The organism is Arthrobacter sp. GCM10027362 (assembly GCF_042679445.1).
GTDB lineage: Bacteria > Actinomycetota > Actinomycetes > Actinomycetales > Micrococcaceae > Crystallibacter.
This window is the reverse complement of sequence record NZ_JBHTML010000090.1, coordinates 1-15,838: the sequence shown is the minus strand read 5'-3', so window position 1 is coordinate 15,838 and position 15,838 is coordinate 1. Positions and strand designations below refer to the sequence as shown.

At 69.5% G+C, this 15,838-nt stretch carries 14 protein-coding genes; 5 read left to right on the top strand and 9 right to left on the bottom strand.

Annotation, left to right across the window (positions count from 1 at the left end; translation table 11 throughout):
• The 3 genes from ACFQ36_RS13475 to ffh form a co-directional block, all read right to left on the bottom strand.
• Positions 1–1,064, bottom strand: a 1,064-nt coding sequence (locus ACFQ36_RS13475; RefSeq protein ID WP_377014384.1) for a hypothetical protein, incomplete at its 3' end; no start/stop codon positions are given.
• A 129-nt stretch (positions 1,065–1,193) separates the two neighbouring features.
• The gene (locus ACFQ36_RS13470) at positions 1,194–1,928 is read right to left on the bottom strand and encodes an alpha/beta hydrolase (RefSeq protein WP_377014382.1); all 735 of its coding nucleotides are present in this window, start codon (positions 1,926–1,928) and stop codon (positions 1,194–1,196) included.
• Positions 1,929–1,979: 51 nt separating this feature from the next.
• Entirely contained in the window at positions 1,980–3,563 is a 1,584-nt protein-coding gene (gene ffh, locus ACFQ36_RS13465) for a signal recognition particle protein (RefSeq protein ID WP_377014380.1), read from the bottom strand.
• Between the two features lie 122 nt (positions 3,564–3,685).
• On the opposite strand from ffh, the gene ACFQ36_RS13460 reads away from it, so the two are divergent.
• Positions 3,686–5,137: a glucose-6-phosphate dehydrogenase gene (locus ACFQ36_RS13460; protein WP_377014378.1), complete on the top strand. Its 1,452-nt coding sequence runs from the start codon at positions 3,686–3,688 to the stop codon at positions 5,135–5,137.
• A 198-nt stretch (positions 5,138–5,335) separates the two neighbouring features.
• On the opposite strand, the gene ACFQ36_RS13455 is transcribed toward ACFQ36_RS13460, so the two are convergent.
• Both ACFQ36_RS13455 and ACFQ36_RS13450 read right to left on the bottom strand, forming a co-directional pair.
• A complete protein-coding gene (locus ACFQ36_RS13455; RefSeq protein WP_377014376.1) occupies positions 5,336–5,674 on the bottom strand; it encodes a P-II family nitrogen regulator in 339 nt (112 codons plus the stop codon).
• Positions 5,671–6,978, bottom strand: coding sequence for an ammonium transporter (locus ACFQ36_RS13450; protein ID WP_377014374.1), 1,308 nt, complete (start codon positions 6,976–6,978; stop codon positions 5,671–5,673). The genes ACFQ36_RS13455 and ACFQ36_RS13450 overlap by 4 nt, the downstream gene beginning before the upstream one ends.
• 223 nt (positions 6,979–7,201) lie before the next feature.
• On the opposite strand from ACFQ36_RS13450, the gene ACFQ36_RS13445 reads away from it, so the two are divergent.
• Complete coding sequence (locus tag ACFQ36_RS13445; protein WP_377014372.1) at positions 7,202–8,467, top strand: MFS transporter; 1,266 nt, start codon at positions 7,202–7,204, stop codon at positions 8,465–8,467.
• Here the strand turns inward: ACFQ36_RS13445 and ACFQ36_RS13440 are convergent, their stop codons facing one another.
• From ACFQ36_RS13440 to ACFQ36_RS13430, 3 genes are all read right to left on the bottom strand, one after another.
• Complete coding sequence (locus tag ACFQ36_RS13440; RefSeq protein ID WP_377014370.1) at positions 8,468–9,268, bottom strand: alpha/beta fold hydrolase; 801 nt, start codon at positions 9,266–9,268, stop codon at positions 8,468–8,470.
• A 167-nt stretch (positions 9,269–9,435) separates the two neighbouring features.
• On the bottom strand, positions 9,436–10,641 hold the full coding sequence (gene ftsY, locus ACFQ36_RS13435) for a signal recognition particle-docking protein FtsY (protein WP_377014368.1): 1,206 nt from the start codon (positions 10,639–10,641) through the stop codon (positions 9,436–9,438).
• A 34-nt stretch (positions 10,642–10,675) separates the two neighbouring features.
• Complete coding sequence (locus ACFQ36_RS13430) at positions 10,676–10,909, bottom strand: hypothetical protein (protein WP_377014366.1); 234 nt, start codon at positions 10,907–10,909, stop codon at positions 10,676–10,678.
• A gap of 140 nt (positions 10,910–11,049) precedes the next feature.
• Between ACFQ36_RS13430 and ACFQ36_RS13425 the strand changes: the two genes are divergently transcribed.
• The 3 genes from ACFQ36_RS13425 to ACFQ36_RS13415 all read left to right on the top strand — a co-directional run bounded on the left by ACFQ36_RS13425 (position 11,050) and on the right by ACFQ36_RS13415 (position 14,641).
• Positions 11,050–12,567, top strand: a complete 1,518-nt coding sequence (locus ACFQ36_RS13425; protein ID WP_377014364.1) for a CHAD domain-containing protein — start codon at positions 11,050–11,052, stop codon at positions 12,565–12,567.
• Between the two features lie 28 nt (positions 12,568–12,595).
• Positions 12,596–13,330: a glutamine amidotransferase gene (locus tag ACFQ36_RS13420; protein WP_377014363.1), complete on the top strand. Its 735-nt coding sequence runs from the start codon at positions 12,596–12,598 to the stop codon at positions 13,328–13,330.
• Between the two features lie 159 nt (positions 13,331–13,489).
• On the top strand, positions 13,490–14,641 hold the full coding sequence (locus ACFQ36_RS13415) for a hypothetical protein (RefSeq protein WP_377014361.1): 1,152 nt from the start codon (positions 13,490–13,492) through the stop codon (positions 14,639–14,641).
• 140 nt (positions 14,642–14,781) lie between these two features.
• Here the strand turns inward: ACFQ36_RS13415 and ACFQ36_RS13410 are convergent.
• A partial coding sequence (locus tag ACFQ36_RS13410; protein ID WP_377014359.1) for an AAA family ATPase occupies positions 14,782–15,838 on the bottom strand: 1,057 nt, incomplete at its 5' end.

The window sequence follows — 15,838 nt, the reverse complement described above, 5'->3', positions numbered from 1 at the left end:
GCGCTGCCGGCCAGCAGCCCCGGCCGCCGCAGGACCGCCCGGTGCCAGACGGCGCCGGGCGAGCCGCCGTTACCGGGCGTGGCCATGAGTTCCAGGAGGGCCCTGCCCAGCGGCTTCGGGGGCCGGCAGGACATGTTCTCTACCGCCCGCGGGTCCACGGTGCCCTCGGCCAGCTGGCCGGCCAGTTCGGGCAGGCCGAGCAGGCGAGCGGCATCACCCAGCACGGAGGGCCCGTCCAGTTCGGCGAACAGCTCCTGCAGCCGGGTCACGGTTGCCTGGTCAAGGCCGAGCGAGGAGGTCAGCAGCGCGGTGTCCGGGCTGCCCGGGCGGACCAGCCGTCCGAGCAGGCGCAGCGTCGAGGCGGACGCGCGGGACGTGGACGGAAACGGCTTGGCGGGCGGCTCCCAGGCGTGCCAGAAATTGGTCGCCGGGTCCTTGCGGTTCCCCGGCAGCCATGCCTCGAGGGCACGGAACCCGTCCAGGTTCATCAGCGCGATCACCGGCTTGGACTCGGCCGGCCAGTTGAACAACCCCGGGGCCACCTCGCCGCGGACCAGCACCAGGGTCCGGCCTCCGGAAACCGCTCCCTCGAGCACATGCAGGTCCACATGGTTCAGGGCCCCGAACAGGACCAGGTCCGCGGGGCGGAACCTGCCGACCAGAACGGTCCGCAGCAAAGCTTCGTCCGCGCCCCCGGCCAGGGCTGCCGGCAGCTCCGGTTCGGTTTCCAGTTCAAGGGCCGCATCCGCCGGCGGGGCCTCGAAGTCGAAATCATCCAGCTCGACGGCGGCCCCCAAGGCCAGCGCCAGCCCCTGGGCAGCCATCCGGTAGTGCGGGCCGGGCACCGCCTCCCCGGCCTGGTCCAGGACGGCCACCCGGCCGTCGGCGTCGCGCGCGAGAATGACCCCTACCACCGTCTGTCCGGCCCGCGGCCGACCGCCGGCGAAGGCCCCGACCAGGGAACGGTCCGCCATTTCCCGGACCAGGGCGGTCACCCCGGCCTCGTCCAGCGGCCACGGCCACCATAACTGGCCGTCGATGGGCTCCCAGGCGGATTCAGTCATAGCTCAACGCTATCGCTCGCCGCCATTCCCCGCACGCCATCGGCAGCCTCGCCACACGCCATTCGCAGCCTCCGCACACGCCATTCGCAGCCTCCGCACATGCTCCGCGCGGGGACCCCCGCCGCTCGCTTAGCGCGGGGACCCCTGGCGGTTCGCCTGCCCGGCGCCTGAACGGAGGAATGCGGTCAACAGCGCCCTGCCCTCGGCAGTGTCCTGCGGACGGTGGTTCCCGCCGGCGTGGCGGTGGATGGCACCCGTGCTGACCAGGTACTCCGCCACTTCCTCGTACAGCGGCTCCCAGCCGCCGGTCACCACCAGGGTGGGCAGCCCGGGCACTATGTGCAGGGGCGCCTCCCAGGGAGGAGCCTGCAGGCGCAGCCGCCGGGCGGCGGCCCGGTCCGAATCGGTCTGCAGCGGCCCGGCCTCCAGCCCGAAGAGCAGCCGGGAGAATTCGCGGTTGTACTGTTCGTCGTCGAGCCTGTCCCGGGCGGCGAACAGCGGCCCGCGGCGCTCCACGTAGGCCCTGGTAACCGGCAGGTCCGCGGTCAGGGAGAGGCAGGCCGGCTCGAACAAGGTCAGGGTCCGGACCAGGTCGGGCCGCTCCACGGCGGCCATCATTGCCGCCACGGCGCCCTCCGCATGCGCCACCACATGCCCGCCCGTACCCAGGTTCTCCAGCACGATCCGCATGTCTGCTGCGAAGTCCGTGGGCTGCGGCTCGGCGCCGGGCGCGAAGCCGTGACGGCGCAGGAAGAGACAGTCGTACCCCAGCGCCATCCCGTGCAGGTTCGTCCAGGCCGCGGCGCCGGCCACGCCGGCGCCGTGGACGAAGACCATCCGTTCCGGGGGGCTGTGCAGGCGCATAAGTGAATTCCCTGGGGCGGCGGCCGCCCCGCAGTTCGTCCTCCTGGAGCGTTACTTACCGAGGAACTTCTCGAAGCCCTTGGGCAGGTTCAGCGCCGAGGGATCGAACTCCTGCTCGCCCGCGCCGAAGGCCGCCCCGGTTGGCAGGGCCTTGGCGGCATTGGCCCGGCGGGCCTCCGCGGCGGCCAGTTCCTGGGCTGCCTTGGCCGGGTTGCCGGAGCGGGCCTTCTTCTTGCCCTTGGCGGCCTGCTTGCCCTTCCGGGCACCGCCAAAGCCGCCGGGACCGGCCATCCCCGGCATGCCGGGGATGCCGCCGCCCTGGGCCATCTTCTTCATCATTTTCTGGGCCTGGCCGAAACGCTCCAGCAGGGCGTTGACCTCGGAGACGTGGACGCCGGAACCGCGGGCGATGCGCGCGCGGCGGGAGCCGTTGATGATCTTCGGCGCCAGGCGCTCATGCGGAGTCATGGAGCGCACGATCGCCTCGACCCTGTCGATCTCGCGCTCGTCGAAGTTCTCCAGCTGCTGGCGCATGCTCGCGGCGCCCGGCATCATCATCAGCAGCTTCTTCATCGAACCCATGTTGCGGATCTGCTGCATCTGGGCGAGGAAGTCATCCAGGGTGAAGTCCTCCTGGTCGACGAATTTCTTCGCCATCCGGGCGGCTTCCTCTTTGTCCCAGGTCTTCTCCGCCTGTTCGATCAGGGTGAGGATGTCGCCCATGTCCAGGATGCGGTTGGCCATCCGGTCCGGGTGGAAGAGCTCGAAGTCGTCGAGGCTTTCGCCGGTGGAGGCGAACATCACCGGCTTGCCGGTCACGGACGCAACGGACAGCGCGGCACCGCCGCGCGCATCGCCGTCGAGCTTGGCCAGCACGACGCCGGTGAAGTCCACGCCCTCTTCGAACGCCAGTGCGGTGTTGACCGCGTCCTGGCCGATCATCGCGTCGATGACGAACAGGACTTCGTCCGGGTTGATGGCGGCACGGATGTCCGCGGCCTGCTGCATCATCTCGGCGTCGATGCCCAGCCGGCCGGCGGTATCCACGATCACGACGTCGTGCAGCTTCTGCCGCGCCTCGGCGACGCCGCCGCGGGCGACTGCGACCGGATCCCCGGTCGCGGCTTCGAACTCGGACTGCACGCCCGGATGGGGTGCGAACACGGGCACCCCGGCGCGCCGGCCGTTGACCTGCAGCTGGGTCACGGCGTTGGGGCGCTGCAGGTCCGCGGCCACCAGCAGCGGGCTGTGGCCCTGGCCCTTGAGCCACTTGGCCAGCTTGCCGGCCAGGGTCGTCTTGCCGGCACCCTGCAGGCCGGCGAGCATGATGACCGTGGGCGGGTTCTTGGCCAGGCGGATGCGCCGGGTCTCGCCGCCGAGGATCCGGACCAGTTCGTCGTTGACGATCTTGACGACCTGCTGGGCCGGGTTCAGCGCCGCGGAGACTTCCTCGCTGAGGGCGCGCTCCTTGACGTGGGCGGTGAATTCGCGCACCACGGGCACGGCGACGTCGGCATCCAGCAGGGCACGGCGGATCTCGCGGACGGTGGCGTCGACGTCCGCCTCGGACAGGCGTCCCTTGCCGCGCAGATTCTTGAAGGTGGAGGTCAACCGGTCGGAGAGTGAATTGAACACGCGCCGTGCTTCTTTCGTTGATCGAGGACAACTTCCCCGGCCGCGGCCGGAGTTCAACTACCTAGGGTATCAATTGCCGCTGCCCATTCCACGCACCGCCCGCCCGTGGCAAGGTGGGAGCTGTGAGCGCAGAACCGATAACCGAGCCGGTGCAGACCCCCGACGACCGGCCCGTACGCATCCGCACCCTGCTCATCCTGGGCGCCTCCGGGGACCTGACCGGCCGGCTGCTGCTGCCCGGGCTGGGCAAGCTGCTGGCCCTGGGACGGACCACCGGGCTGCAGCTGGTGGGCGCGGCCTCGGATGACTGGACCCAGCAACAGTGGAAGGACCGCGTGGCCGCGGCGTTCGACGGCTGCAAGCCGGCGCAGAACGAGGCCGGCGCGCGGGAGCTTGAGCTCGTCCGCGACCAGACCTCGTACCAGCAGGTGGATGTCACGGCGCCGGGCGCCCTGGGCGGCCTGGTCGCTTCGCTCGAGGCGCCGGTGGCGCTGTACTTCGCCCTGCCTCCGGCCGTCAGCCAGAAGGCCTGCGAGGTGCTCAAGCCGGAGGAGCTTCCGGAGGACACGCGGCTGGCCCTGGAGAAGCCCTTCGGTTCCGGCCTCGAGTCCGCCCAGGCCCTGAACCAGACCCTGCTCGGGCTGGTCCCGGAGGACCGTATCCACCGGGTGGACCATTTCCTGGGCAAGGCCACCGTCTTCAACATCCTGGGCCTGCGCTTCGCCAACCGCCTGCTGGAACCGCTCTTCAACGCCCAGCATGTGGCCAAGGTGGAAATCTTCTATGACGAGAGCCTGACCCTGGAGGGCCGCGCGCGCTACTACGACCACGCCGGCGCGCTCCGGGACATGATCCAGAGCCACCTGCTGCAGATCATGGCGCTGATGGCCATCAATGCGCCGGCGACCCTGAAGGAACGGGACCTGCGGGACCATATCGGCACCACCCTCAGGGCCGCCTCGGTGGATCCGGATTTCCGGCGCTCGACCCGCCGCGCCCGCTACACCGCCGGACGCATCGGCGACAGGGACGTGCCCGACTATGTGGCCGAAAACGGCATCGACCCGTCCCGCAACACGGAGACGCTCGCCGAGATGGAGGTGTCGATCAACAACGAGCGCTGGGCGGGCGTACCGTTCATCCTCCGCTCGGGCAAGGCCCTGGGCCGGCCGCAGAAGGAGGCCATCGTCACCTTCAAGCCGGTCAACCACCTGCCCACCGGCTTCAAGGGACAGGACCAGCCGACCCGGCTGCGCATCGGCTTCACCCCGGAGACCCTCCGCCTGGAGATCGACGTCAACGGTCCGGCCGACATCTTCACGCTGGACCGGGTGGCGATGGAGGCCGACCTGCACGCCGCGGACCTGTTGCCCTACGGCGAAGTCCTCGAGGGGATCCTGACGGGCGATCCGCTGCTCTCGGTCCGCGGGGACATCGCCGAGGACTGCTGGCGGATTGTGGAGCCGGTCCTGAAGGCCTGGGCGGACAACCAGGTGCCGCTGGAGGAATACCCTGCCGGCTCGCAGGGCCCGGCCGGGTGGGGGACCTCCCGCGAGGACATCCCGCTGGGCTGACGTTCCCCCGCTGCCGGCCCGGCCGACGCCGCCGCCGGGCCGGATTCTTCCGGCGGGGAGCATCTGCTGACCAATTTTTTGCATGGCGGGGTGGCGGATGCGGCAAGGGCGGGTCCCGGTGACCGGGACCCGCCCTTGCCGTCCGCTCCGGCCCTGCGTCTGACGGCAGCCGGCGGAAGCCCGGGTGTGCCGGGAGGGCTAAATGGCAGCCTCCCCGCGTTCACCCGTGCGGACGCGCAGGGCCTCCTCGACGGCAATCACCCAGACCTTGCCGTCCCCGGCCCGGCCGGTGTTGGCGGTTGCCACCATCACGTCGACGATGTCACCGGCCCATTCGTCCGCCACCAGGACCTCGATCCGCACCTTGGGCAGCAGGTCCACCGTGTACTCGGCGCCCCGGTAGACCTCGGTGTGTCCGCGCTGGCGCCCGTAGCCGCTGGCCTGGCTGACGGTCAGGCCCTGGACCCCGTAGCTTTCCAGGCTGCCGCGGACGTCGTCGAGCTTTTCGGGGCGGATGATCGCAGTTACCAGTTTCATGCCTTGACCTCTTCCTGGACATCCCGGACGGTAGCGGCCGGCGCGGCGGGAGCCAGCGGCTGGAAGGCGCCGCCGACGCCCAGCCCGCCGAACTCGTAGGCGGTTTCCGCATGCTGGGTCAGGTCCACGCCGGCGGTCTCTTCCTCGGCGCTGACGCGGAAGCCGATGGTCTTGTGGATCGCCAGCCCGATGATGACCGTCAGGATGGCGCAGTAGACGATGGAGAAGAGCGCCGCCACGGTCTGGGCGCCCAGCTGGGCGAACCCGCCGCCGTAGAAGAGGCCGCCGCCAACGCCGTCGGCCGGCAGGGCGATGAAGCCCAGGGCCAGGGTGCCGACGAGGCCGGCCACCAGGTGGACGCCGACGACGTCGAGCGAGTCATCGTAGCCGAGCTTGTACTTCAGGCCGACGGCGAGCGCGGCCAGGACGCCGGCGACGATGCCCAGGCCGATCGCCCCCACCGGGGAGACGTTGGCACAGGCCGGGGTGATGGCCACGAGGCCGGCGACGACGCCGGAGGCGGCGCCGAGGGAGGTCGGGCGTCCGTCGCGGATCCGTTCGGTGACGAGCCAGCCGAGCATCGCGGCAGCCGGAGCGGCCATGGTGTTGATCCAGATCAGTCCGGCCTCCTGGGCAGTGCCGGCGGCACCGCCGTTGAACCCGAACCAGCCGAACCACAGCAGTGCGGCACCGATCATGACCAGCGGGATGTTGTGCGGGCGCTGGGCCGGATCCTTGCCGAAGCCTTTGCGCTTGCCGATGATCAGGGCCAGGACCAGGCCCGCCACGCCGGCGTTGATGTGCACCACGGTGCCGCCGGCGAAGTCGATTGCCTGGCCGGCCCAGGAGCCGATGGCCCCTTCGGCGCCGAGCAGGCCGCCGCCCCAGACCATAAAGGCCACCGGGCAGTAGACCAGGGTGGCCCAGACCGGCACGAAGATGGCCCAGGCGCCGAACTTGGAGCGGTCGGCGATCGCCCCGGAGATCAGGGCCACCGTGATGATGGCGAAGGTGGCTCCGTAACCGGCGCTGATCAGCTTTTCGGTGTTGATCAGGCCCGACATGCCGAAGGACGCGAACGGGTTGCCGAACAGCTGGGCGACGCCATCGCCGCTGGTCATCGAGTAGCCCCAGAGCACCCAGACCACGGCGACCAGGCCGATGGAGATGAAGCTCATCATCATCATGTTCAACGCTGCTTTGGCCCGGGTCATGCCGCCGTAGAAGAATGCCACTCCCGGTGTCATCAGAAGCACCAGGGCCGCGGAAACCATAACCCAGACGTGACCTGCCGTCAGATCCATCTTCACGTCCTCTCGTCGAAGGCGGGCCATTCCCGCCACCACCAGAGTGCCGCCGCCGTGTTTCGGCCGTTCCAGTGCCAGATTTCGGCAGTGTTACAAGGAAGCCGGAAATGTAAAAACGGCATGAAGACGATGCACCGGCCGGATTTCCCGCCGGGTTACCGTCCAGCCGCCTCCCACCACCCGCAGGCTCGCGGCGGGACCCTCGGCTAGGCTTGACGTCATGCCCCTTCCACGTCTTGCGCGCGGCGCTTCCGGCCGTCCCGCAGCTGCCCCGCGTGTGCGGCTGCCGCGGGAAATCAAGGTCCTGCTCGCCGCAGCGTTCGTGATCGCCCTCGGCTACGGACTGGTGGCCCCGGTGCTGCCCCAGTTCGCCGCCAGTTTCGACGTCGGGGTCGCGGCGGCATCCGTCATTGTCAGCGTGTTCGCGTTCACCCGGCTGATCTTCGCGCCCACCAGCGGCAGCCTGACCGCCCGGCTGGGCGAGCGGAAGGTCTACGTCAGCGGGGTGCTGATCGTGGCCCTGTCCACGGGCGCCTGCGCCTTCGCGCAGAACTACTGGCAGCTGCTGCTCTACCGGGGCCTGGGCGGGATCGGCTCCACCATGTTCACTGTCTCCGCCATGGCGCTGCTGGTCCGGCTGGCCCCGCCGGACGGCCGCGGGCGCGTGTCCAGCGCCTATGCCGGGACCTTCCTGATGGGCGGCATCCTGGGCCCGGTGGCCGGCGGGCTGCTGGCCGGCTGGGGCCTGCGCGTGCCGTTCCTGGTGTATGCGGCAGCGCTGGTGGTCGCGGCTGCCGTCGTCGCCGTCATGCTCCGTGAGCCGCGGAACGCCGCCGGCGGCGATGGCACCGCGGCTTCGCCGCCGATGACCGTCCGGGAGGCGCTCGCCGACGGCACGTACCGGGCATCCCTGGTGTCCGCCTTTGCCAACGGCTGGGCAACCTTCGGGGTCCGGATGTCCCTGATCCCGCTCTTTGCCGGCGCGGTACTGCTGGCCGGCCCGTCCACGGCGGGCCTGGCCCTGGCCGTCTTCGCGGTGGGCAATGCGGCGGCGCTGACCTTTTCCGGGCGGCTGGCCGACACCCTCGGGCGCAAGCCCATGGTCATTACCGGGCTGGTGGTCACCGGGCTGGCCCTGGGCGCCGTGGGCTTCACGGACAATGTGCCGCTGTTCGTCGTGCTCTCGGTGGTGGCAGGCTTCGGCTCGGGCCTGCTGAACCCTTCCCAGCAGGCGGCGGTGGCCGATGTGGTCGGCAACGAGCGCAACGGCGGCAAGGTGCTGGCAACCTTCCAGATGGCCACCGACGCCGGGGCCATCCTCGGCCCGGTCCTGGCCGGGGCGCTCGCGGACCGGCTCTCCTACGGCTGGGCCTTCGCCGCCACCGGGGCAATCCTGCTGGTCTCGGCGCTGGTGTGGCTGGCCTTTGGCCGCGAGACGCTCATCCGGGAGCCGCAGCTGCAGCAACGCCCGGACGGCACTGCCTGACTATTCCACCTCGCGCCAGAAAGCGGCCACGCGGGCGTTCCACTCGTCGGGCACCTCCTGGAAGGGCTGGTGAGCCTCTCCCTCCAGCACCTCGAAGCGTGCGCCGGGGATCAGCTCCGCCACTGCGCGGACCAGGTCCGGGCGCAGCGTCGCATCCCGGCCGCCGGCCAGGACGAGTGCCGGGGCGGTGATCCGGGGCAGGCGCCCGGTTGTATCGTGGTCCATGATCGCGTCCAGAAAGCGCAGCAGGTCCTCGGTCCGCTGCTTGTGCGGGAAGGCCAGCACCTCCTCGATGAACCTGTCGACGGTGCCGTCGTCATGCGCCCGGGCGGTGTAGATGTCAAGGAAGAACATCTCCAGGAAGTCGCGCTCGGTAGGAGCCGTCTGCACCAGCCAGCGGACCAGACGATCCCAGCGGCGCAGGTAGGCATCCGGCGCCGGCCAGGTGCTCTGCAGGACCAGGCTGCGCACCAGCTGCGGGTGCCGGAGCGCCAGCTCCTGGGCGATGATGCTGCCGCCGGAGAAGCCCGCCACGTGCGCTGCGGGAACATCGAGCGCGTGGAGCACCTCCGCAGCGTCGTCGGCCATCTGCTCCACCGTTACCGGTCCGGGCGGCATGGCGGTCCGGCCCGCCCCGCGGTTGTCGAAGGCGGTGAGCCGGAAGCTGCCGGCGAGTCCGTCCAGCTGGAACTGCCACGATTCGACGGTGTCGCCCAGGCCCCCGATCAGCAGCACGTCCGGTCCTTCGCCGGCCTGCTCGGTCCAGATCTCCAACCCGCCGCCCCGCACGTGCTTGCCCATGCCTTAGCCTCTTCGTCTCGCCGGGCCGGCCCGTGGTGCTCCGCCCGGCACTTGCCAGGATGCGGCCGATCATACTGTGCTTCGGCGGCCGGCGGGAGCACTGCGGAGGACAACGGAAGGGGCGGGCGCGTTTCCAACGCGCCCGCCCCTTCGAGGATCCTTCTGCCTCAGTTCAGCAGCGCGTCCACAAAGCTCTCGGGTTCGAACGGGGCCAGGTCGTCGGGGCCCTCGCCCAGGCCCACCAGCTTCACCGGCACGCCCAGGCTGCGCTGGATGGCCACCACGATGCCGCCCTTGGCGGTGCCGTCCAGCTTGGTCAGCACGATGCCGGTGATGTTCACGACCTCGGAGAAGACCTTGGCCTGGTTCAGCCCGTTTTGCCCCGTGGTCGCATCCAGCACCAGCAGCACCTCGTCCACCGCGGCCTGCTTCTCGATCACGCGCTTGACCTTGCCCAGCTCATCCATCAGCCCGACCTTGTTCTGCAGCCGGCCGGCGGTGTCGACCATGACGACGTCCACTTCCTGCTCGATCCCGGCCTTCACCGCCTCGAAGGCGACGGAGGCGGGATCGGCGCCGTCAACGTCGGACTTCACCGTCGGCACCCCAACGCGCTGGCCCCAGGTGGCCAGCTGCTCCGCGGCGGCGGCACGGAAGGTATCCGCCGCGCCCAACAGCACGTCCTTGTCCTCGGCCACCAGCACCCGGGCCAGCTTGCCCACGGTGGTGGTCTTGCCGACGCCGTTGACGCCGACCACCAGGACGACGGCGGGCCGGTCCGCATGCCGTTCCACGGCCAGGCTGCGGTCCATCTCCGGGTCGACGAGCTTGATCAGCTCCTCCCGCAGCATCGCCTTGACTTCGTCAGGATCCTGGCTGCCGGCGATCTTGACCCGGTCCCGCAGCGCCTCCACCAGCTCGGTGGTCGGCTCCGGGCCGAGGTCCGCCAGCAGCAGGGTTTCCTCGATCTCGTCCCAGACATCCTCGTCGATCCTGTCCCGCGAAAGCAGTGCCAGCAGGCCCTTGCCCAGGGCGTTGTTGGACTTGACCAGCCGGGCGCGCAGCCGGGCCAGCCGGCCCTGGACCGGGGCCGGGGTCTCCACCGGGATGGCCTCGATGCCGGTCAGGTCCTCGGCCACCTCGACTTCGGCCTCGGGCAGCCCGGTCCCGGGGACCGGCGGGGCGGGCGCCTCCTGCGGCGGGGCCTCCAGCGTGTCGGTGCCTCCGCCGGCCAACGGCTGGTCGTTGGCGTCGCGGGTGGTGGTATAGGTTCCGGGCGGGGTCCGGCGGCCCTTCAGCAGCAGGATGGCGACGGAACCTATGACGGCGATGGCTATGACAGCGTAGAGAATGATCAGGGATACGTCGTTCACAGACCCTAGCTTCTCACAGCACCGCCGTCCTCGGTCAGGTGCTCCCGCCGGTGCGCTCGCGCCGGCGCGCCTCCGCCATCTCCTTGATGAATTCGCGGTCCTGCGCGGACACCTCCAGCTGCCCGGGCCCGTTCCCGTTGCCGCGCACCTCGTTGATGGCGTTGACCACTGTCCGCGGCAGGATCACCGCGCCGGGATTATTGATGAACCATTCCCGGATTTCCGGATCCAACTTGTCCCACCACTGCTCGATGGGTGCAGTTTCCATGACTGTCCTTCCCCTGGTCTGGAAGATTCCCCATGCCAAATTTACGGCGCCCGTATGAACTCCGCGTTAATTTTTTTCCGGCGAGCGCCTCCAGCCTGCGCTCACTGTCACATCTTGGCCCCAAGACATAAGATTTGGCTATGGCCTCCCCCGGTATCGTGGAGATAGAGCGCAAGTACGACGTCGATGAGGACACCCCGGTGCCTGCGCTGCACGAACTGCCGGGAGTCAGCCGGGTGGAACAGCCGGTCGAACACCAGCTGGAGGCCGTGTACTACGACACCGAGGACCTGGTCCTCGCCTCGCGGCGCATCACCCTGCGGCGCCGGACCGGCGGCAGCGACGCCGGATGGCACCTGAAGCTTCCCGAAGACGGCGGCCGGCGCGAATTTCACGAGCCGTTGGGAGAAGACTCCGAAGACGTCCCCGCGCCGCTGCTGCAGCTGGTGCGCGTGCATGTCAGGGAAAGGAACCTGGTCCCGGTGGCGCGGCTGCAGACCCGGCGGGTAGTCCACAGCCTGCGCGGGGCCAACGATGTGCTCCTGGCCGACATGAGCGACGACCATGTGCAGGCCCGGTCCCTCGGACCCGAACCTGCCAGCACCCGGTGGCGGGAGTGGGAAATCGAACTCGTGGACGGCCACCAGGACCTGCTCGATGCCGGAGAGGCCCTGTTCGCCGGTGCCGGGGTCCAGCCGGCAGGCCACGGCTCGAAGCTGGCCCGCGCGCTCGGCGACCGTGTCCTCCCGGCGGCGCCGCAGCCGCCGCAACCGAAGCGCAAAGGTTCCGCCGGCGCCGTGATGCTCGGCTATCTTGACCAGCAGGTCCGGGTGCTCAAGGAGCAGGACCCGCTGGTGCGCCTGGACGCCCCCGACTCCGTGCACCAGATGCGGCTGGCCACCCGGCGCCTGCGCTCGGCCCTGGCCACGCACCGGAGGCTGCTGCAGGCCGACGTCACCGACCGGCTGCGAAGCGAGCTGCGCTGGCTGGGCCACGTCCTGGGCGCTGCCCGGGACGCCGCGGTGATGCAGCAGCGGCTGGCCGGCATGCTCGCCCGCGAAGACGCCACCCTGGTCCTGGGGCCGGTCAGCCGCCGGCTGGACATCGATTTTGGCCAGTCCTACCGGGACGCCCGCGCAGCGGTGCTGCGGGCCTTGGACCAGGACCGGTACTTCCGGCTGCTGGACGCCTTGGACGCACTGCTGGCGGATCCGCCGCTGACGCCGCAGGCCTCGAAGCCGGCAGGCAAGGTGATCCCCAAGCTGGTCCGGCGGGACATGAAACGGCTGAAGCGGGCCGTCAAGGCGGCCGGCGGCGTTCCTGCCGGAGAGAAGGACCCGGATCCGCTGCTGCACGAAGCGCGCAAATGCGCCAAGCGCCTGCGCTATGCGGCCGAGGCCGCAGCGCCGGTCGCCCCCAGGCACGCGGACCGGCTGGAGGCCGCCTCCCATGAGGTCCAGGACATCCTGGGCGCGCACCAGGACAGCGTGGTCGCCCGCCAGCTGCTGCGCCGGCTCGGTGCCGAATCCCTCAGCCTGGGCGAAAACGGCTTCACCTATGGCCGCCTGCATGCCTTGGAACAGGAAGGGGCGGCCGAGTCCGTGAAGCGGTTCCGGCAGGCCTGGAAGAAGTTCCCTCCGGCCGTCCTGAAGAAGTAGGGAGTCGCCGGCCCGCCGGTACCGCCGCATGAAACCGTTCCTGTTCCTGGGCGCCCGGCCCGAGGACACCGTCGCAGACGAGGAATACTCGGCCCTGCTGCGCTTCGGCTGCCTGCAGCCCGGGGAACTGCGGCGCGTGCGGCTGGACTCCGCTCCCCTCCCGGAACTGGACCTGTCGCAGTTCAGCGGCATCATCCTCGGAGGCAGCCCGTTCACCTCCAGCGATCCGCCGGCGCGGAAGTCCCCCACGCAGCTGCGCGTGGAAGCGGAGCTGTCCGGACTGCTCGATACAGTGGTCGACGCCGACTTTCCGTTCTTCGGCGCCTGCTACGGGGTCTCGACCCTCGGCCTTCACCAGGGCGGGGCCGTGGACCGCCGGTTCGGCGAGCCCGTGGGCGAAGTCGAGGTCATCCTCGCCGACGGCGCCGCCCGGGATCCGATGCTGGCGGGGGTGCCTTCGCGCTTCGCGGCATTCGTCGGCCACAAGGAGGGCTGTTCGCGGCTGCCCGCCGGGGCCGAACTGCTGGCCCGTTCCGATCGCTGTCCGGTGCAGATGTTCCGCCTGAAGAAAAACCTATACGCCACCCAGTTCCATCCCGAACTGGACGTCAAGGGGCTGATCACCCGGATCTACGCCTATCGGCACGCCGGGTACTTCCCGCCGCAGCAGGCCGAGGAGATCATTGCCCTCGTCCGTGGCAGCCACATCACCATCCCGCAGCTGATCCTGCGCAATTTCGTGACCCGCTACGCGAGGGACTGACCCGAAGATCCGTGGCGGTTCGAATTTTGTCACTGCCCCCTTGCTAACCTGTTGACCACCCGGCGACCAAGCGGCAATACGGCCGCCCGGATTTCACTCCGCACACACGTCCGGGTCCCCCGTTTAGCCAAAACCGGGTGCCGGACTTCGAGGAAAGGCATGAATTTGGGGGACTATTCGAGGCTGTCGATATCCGCTGCCTCTTGGAAACGGCTGCTGGCCGTTTTGGCAGCCGTTGTGACGGCAGGCAGCCTGGTGTTGGGACTGGCCGGCCCGGCACAGGCCGCCGCGGCCAAGACCACGCTGACGACGGCCGTGTCTGCCACGACGGTGACGGCCGGCGGCAAGGTCAAGGTGACGGCTACGCTCAAGAGGAACGGCAAGGGCCTGCCGAAGAGCACCGTGCGGTTGCAGCAACGGACCGTCGGCGCCAAGGACTGGAAGACCATAGCCAAGGCCAAGACCAACCTGAAAGGCCAGGTCAGCGCGACAGCCAAGGGGCTCCGGAAAGACCAAGAGTTCAGGGCCGTATTCGCTGGATCGAGCAAGGCAAGGAAATCCGCGAGCGGCATCAAGAAGGTTGGCGTCAAGCAGAGCATCAGGATCAGCTCCACCTCGACCACGAGTCCGACCGCCGGCCAGACCATCACCGTCAAGGGCAAAGCCAGTTCCGGTCTTGTGGGCAGGACACTGTATCTGCAGCAGTACAAGGACAGGAGGTGGACCAGGATTGCTTCCGCCAAGGTGACCCAAAGCGCCGGCTTCAGCCTTGCGGCCACGGCACAGTCGGCAGGTCCGCTTTCGCTCCGTGTGCATGCACCGGCGGCAACGGGCATCAGCGCGGCAAGCAGCGCGACAAAGAAATTCACCGTGTACAAGTGGTATTACCTCGCGGACTCCACGCCCCTATCGGCGTACGCGACCGGCACCGGCATCCGGTTCGTCGGCGGTCCCGCCACCATCAACGGCGTCCGGTACGTCAACAGCCTGCTGGGGGTGCTGAGTTCCCTTGACGCCGAGGACGATATCTACCTCGACATGTGGGACCTGAAGGGCAAGTGCCGGCAGTTCGAAGCGACAGTGGGCTTCGACGATGAGGTGTTTGAGGCTCCCGCCGGAATCTTCGCGGCGTTCGTTGATGACGAAATGCACGAGATTGGACACATCGCTGCTGATGAATATGTGAAGAGCCGGATCGACCTTCGTCATGCCGGGAAGTTTTCAGTGGGCATGTCGTGGGACGGCGCCAGCAGCGGGGTCGGGATCGCCGGCTTCGGCAATGCCAAGGTCCTGTGCTCCGCCCGCCCCTAGCTCCGGCAGAAATGCCATGAAAGGCTCCTGCCGGTTCCCTGCCCGGGGCCGCCGGCAGCCGGAGCGGCTCCGGCAGGTCCTATGCTGCTGAAAATTGGCGCCGGGGTGCCGGGAAACAGTCCCCGCGTGCAGGACAGGGGTCAGGCGCTGGCGGCGGTGATGCGCTGGGAGATGACGGTGGAGACGCCGTCGCCGCGCATGGTCACCCCGTAGAGGGCGTCCGCCACCTCCATGGTGCGCTTCTGGTGCGTGATCACGATCAGCTGGCTGGACTCGCGCAGCTCCTCGAAGATGGTGATCAGCCGCCCGAGGTTCGTGTCGTCCAGGGCTGCCTCGACCTCGTCCATCACGTAGAACGGGGACGGGCGCGCCTTGAAGATGGCCACCAGCAGCGCCACCGCCGTCAGCGAGCGCTCGCCGCCGGAAAGCAGCGAGAGCCGCTTGATCTTCTTCCCCGCCGGGCGGGCCTCGACTTCGATGCCGGTGGTGAGCATGTCCTCCGGGTTGGTCAGCACCAGCCGGCCCTCGCCGCCGGGGAACAGCCGGCCGAAGACCCGGACGAACTGCTCGGCGGTGTCCTTGAAGGCCTCGGAGAATACCTGCTCCACGCGTTCGTCCACCTCGCGGATGATGTCCAGCAGGTCCCTGCGGCTGGCCTTGAGATCCTCAAGCTGGGTGCTCAGGAACTGGTGGCGTTCCTCCAGCGCGGCAAATTCCTCCAGGGCCAGCGGGTTGACCCGGCCCAGGGCGGCGAGGTCCCGCTCGGCCTTCTTCAGCCGCTTTTCCTGCTCGGCCCGCACGAACGGCACCGTCGCCTGGACGGGATTGCGGTCTTCGTCCACCTCGGTGCGCAGCGCGGCCCACTTGTCCGGCTTGCCGTTCCCGCCCGCGGCCGGCGCCGCGGGGACCGGCTGGTCCGGCCCGTACTGGGCCACCAGGTGGTCGGCGGTCATGCCCAGCTCCTCGATGGCCCGGGCCTGCAGTGCCTCGATGCGCAGCCGCTGCTGGGCCCGGGCCAGCTCGTCCCGGTGCACCGCATCGGTGAGTTCGCGCAGTTCGTCGGCCAGCGCCGCGGTGGCGGTCCGGACCGTGGCCAGCTCGGCCTCCCAAGCCGCACGCACTTCTTCGGCCGCGTCCCGTTCCCGGGCCGCGGCGTCCACGGAGGCATCCAGCCACGCCAGCGCCTGCCCGGCGCCC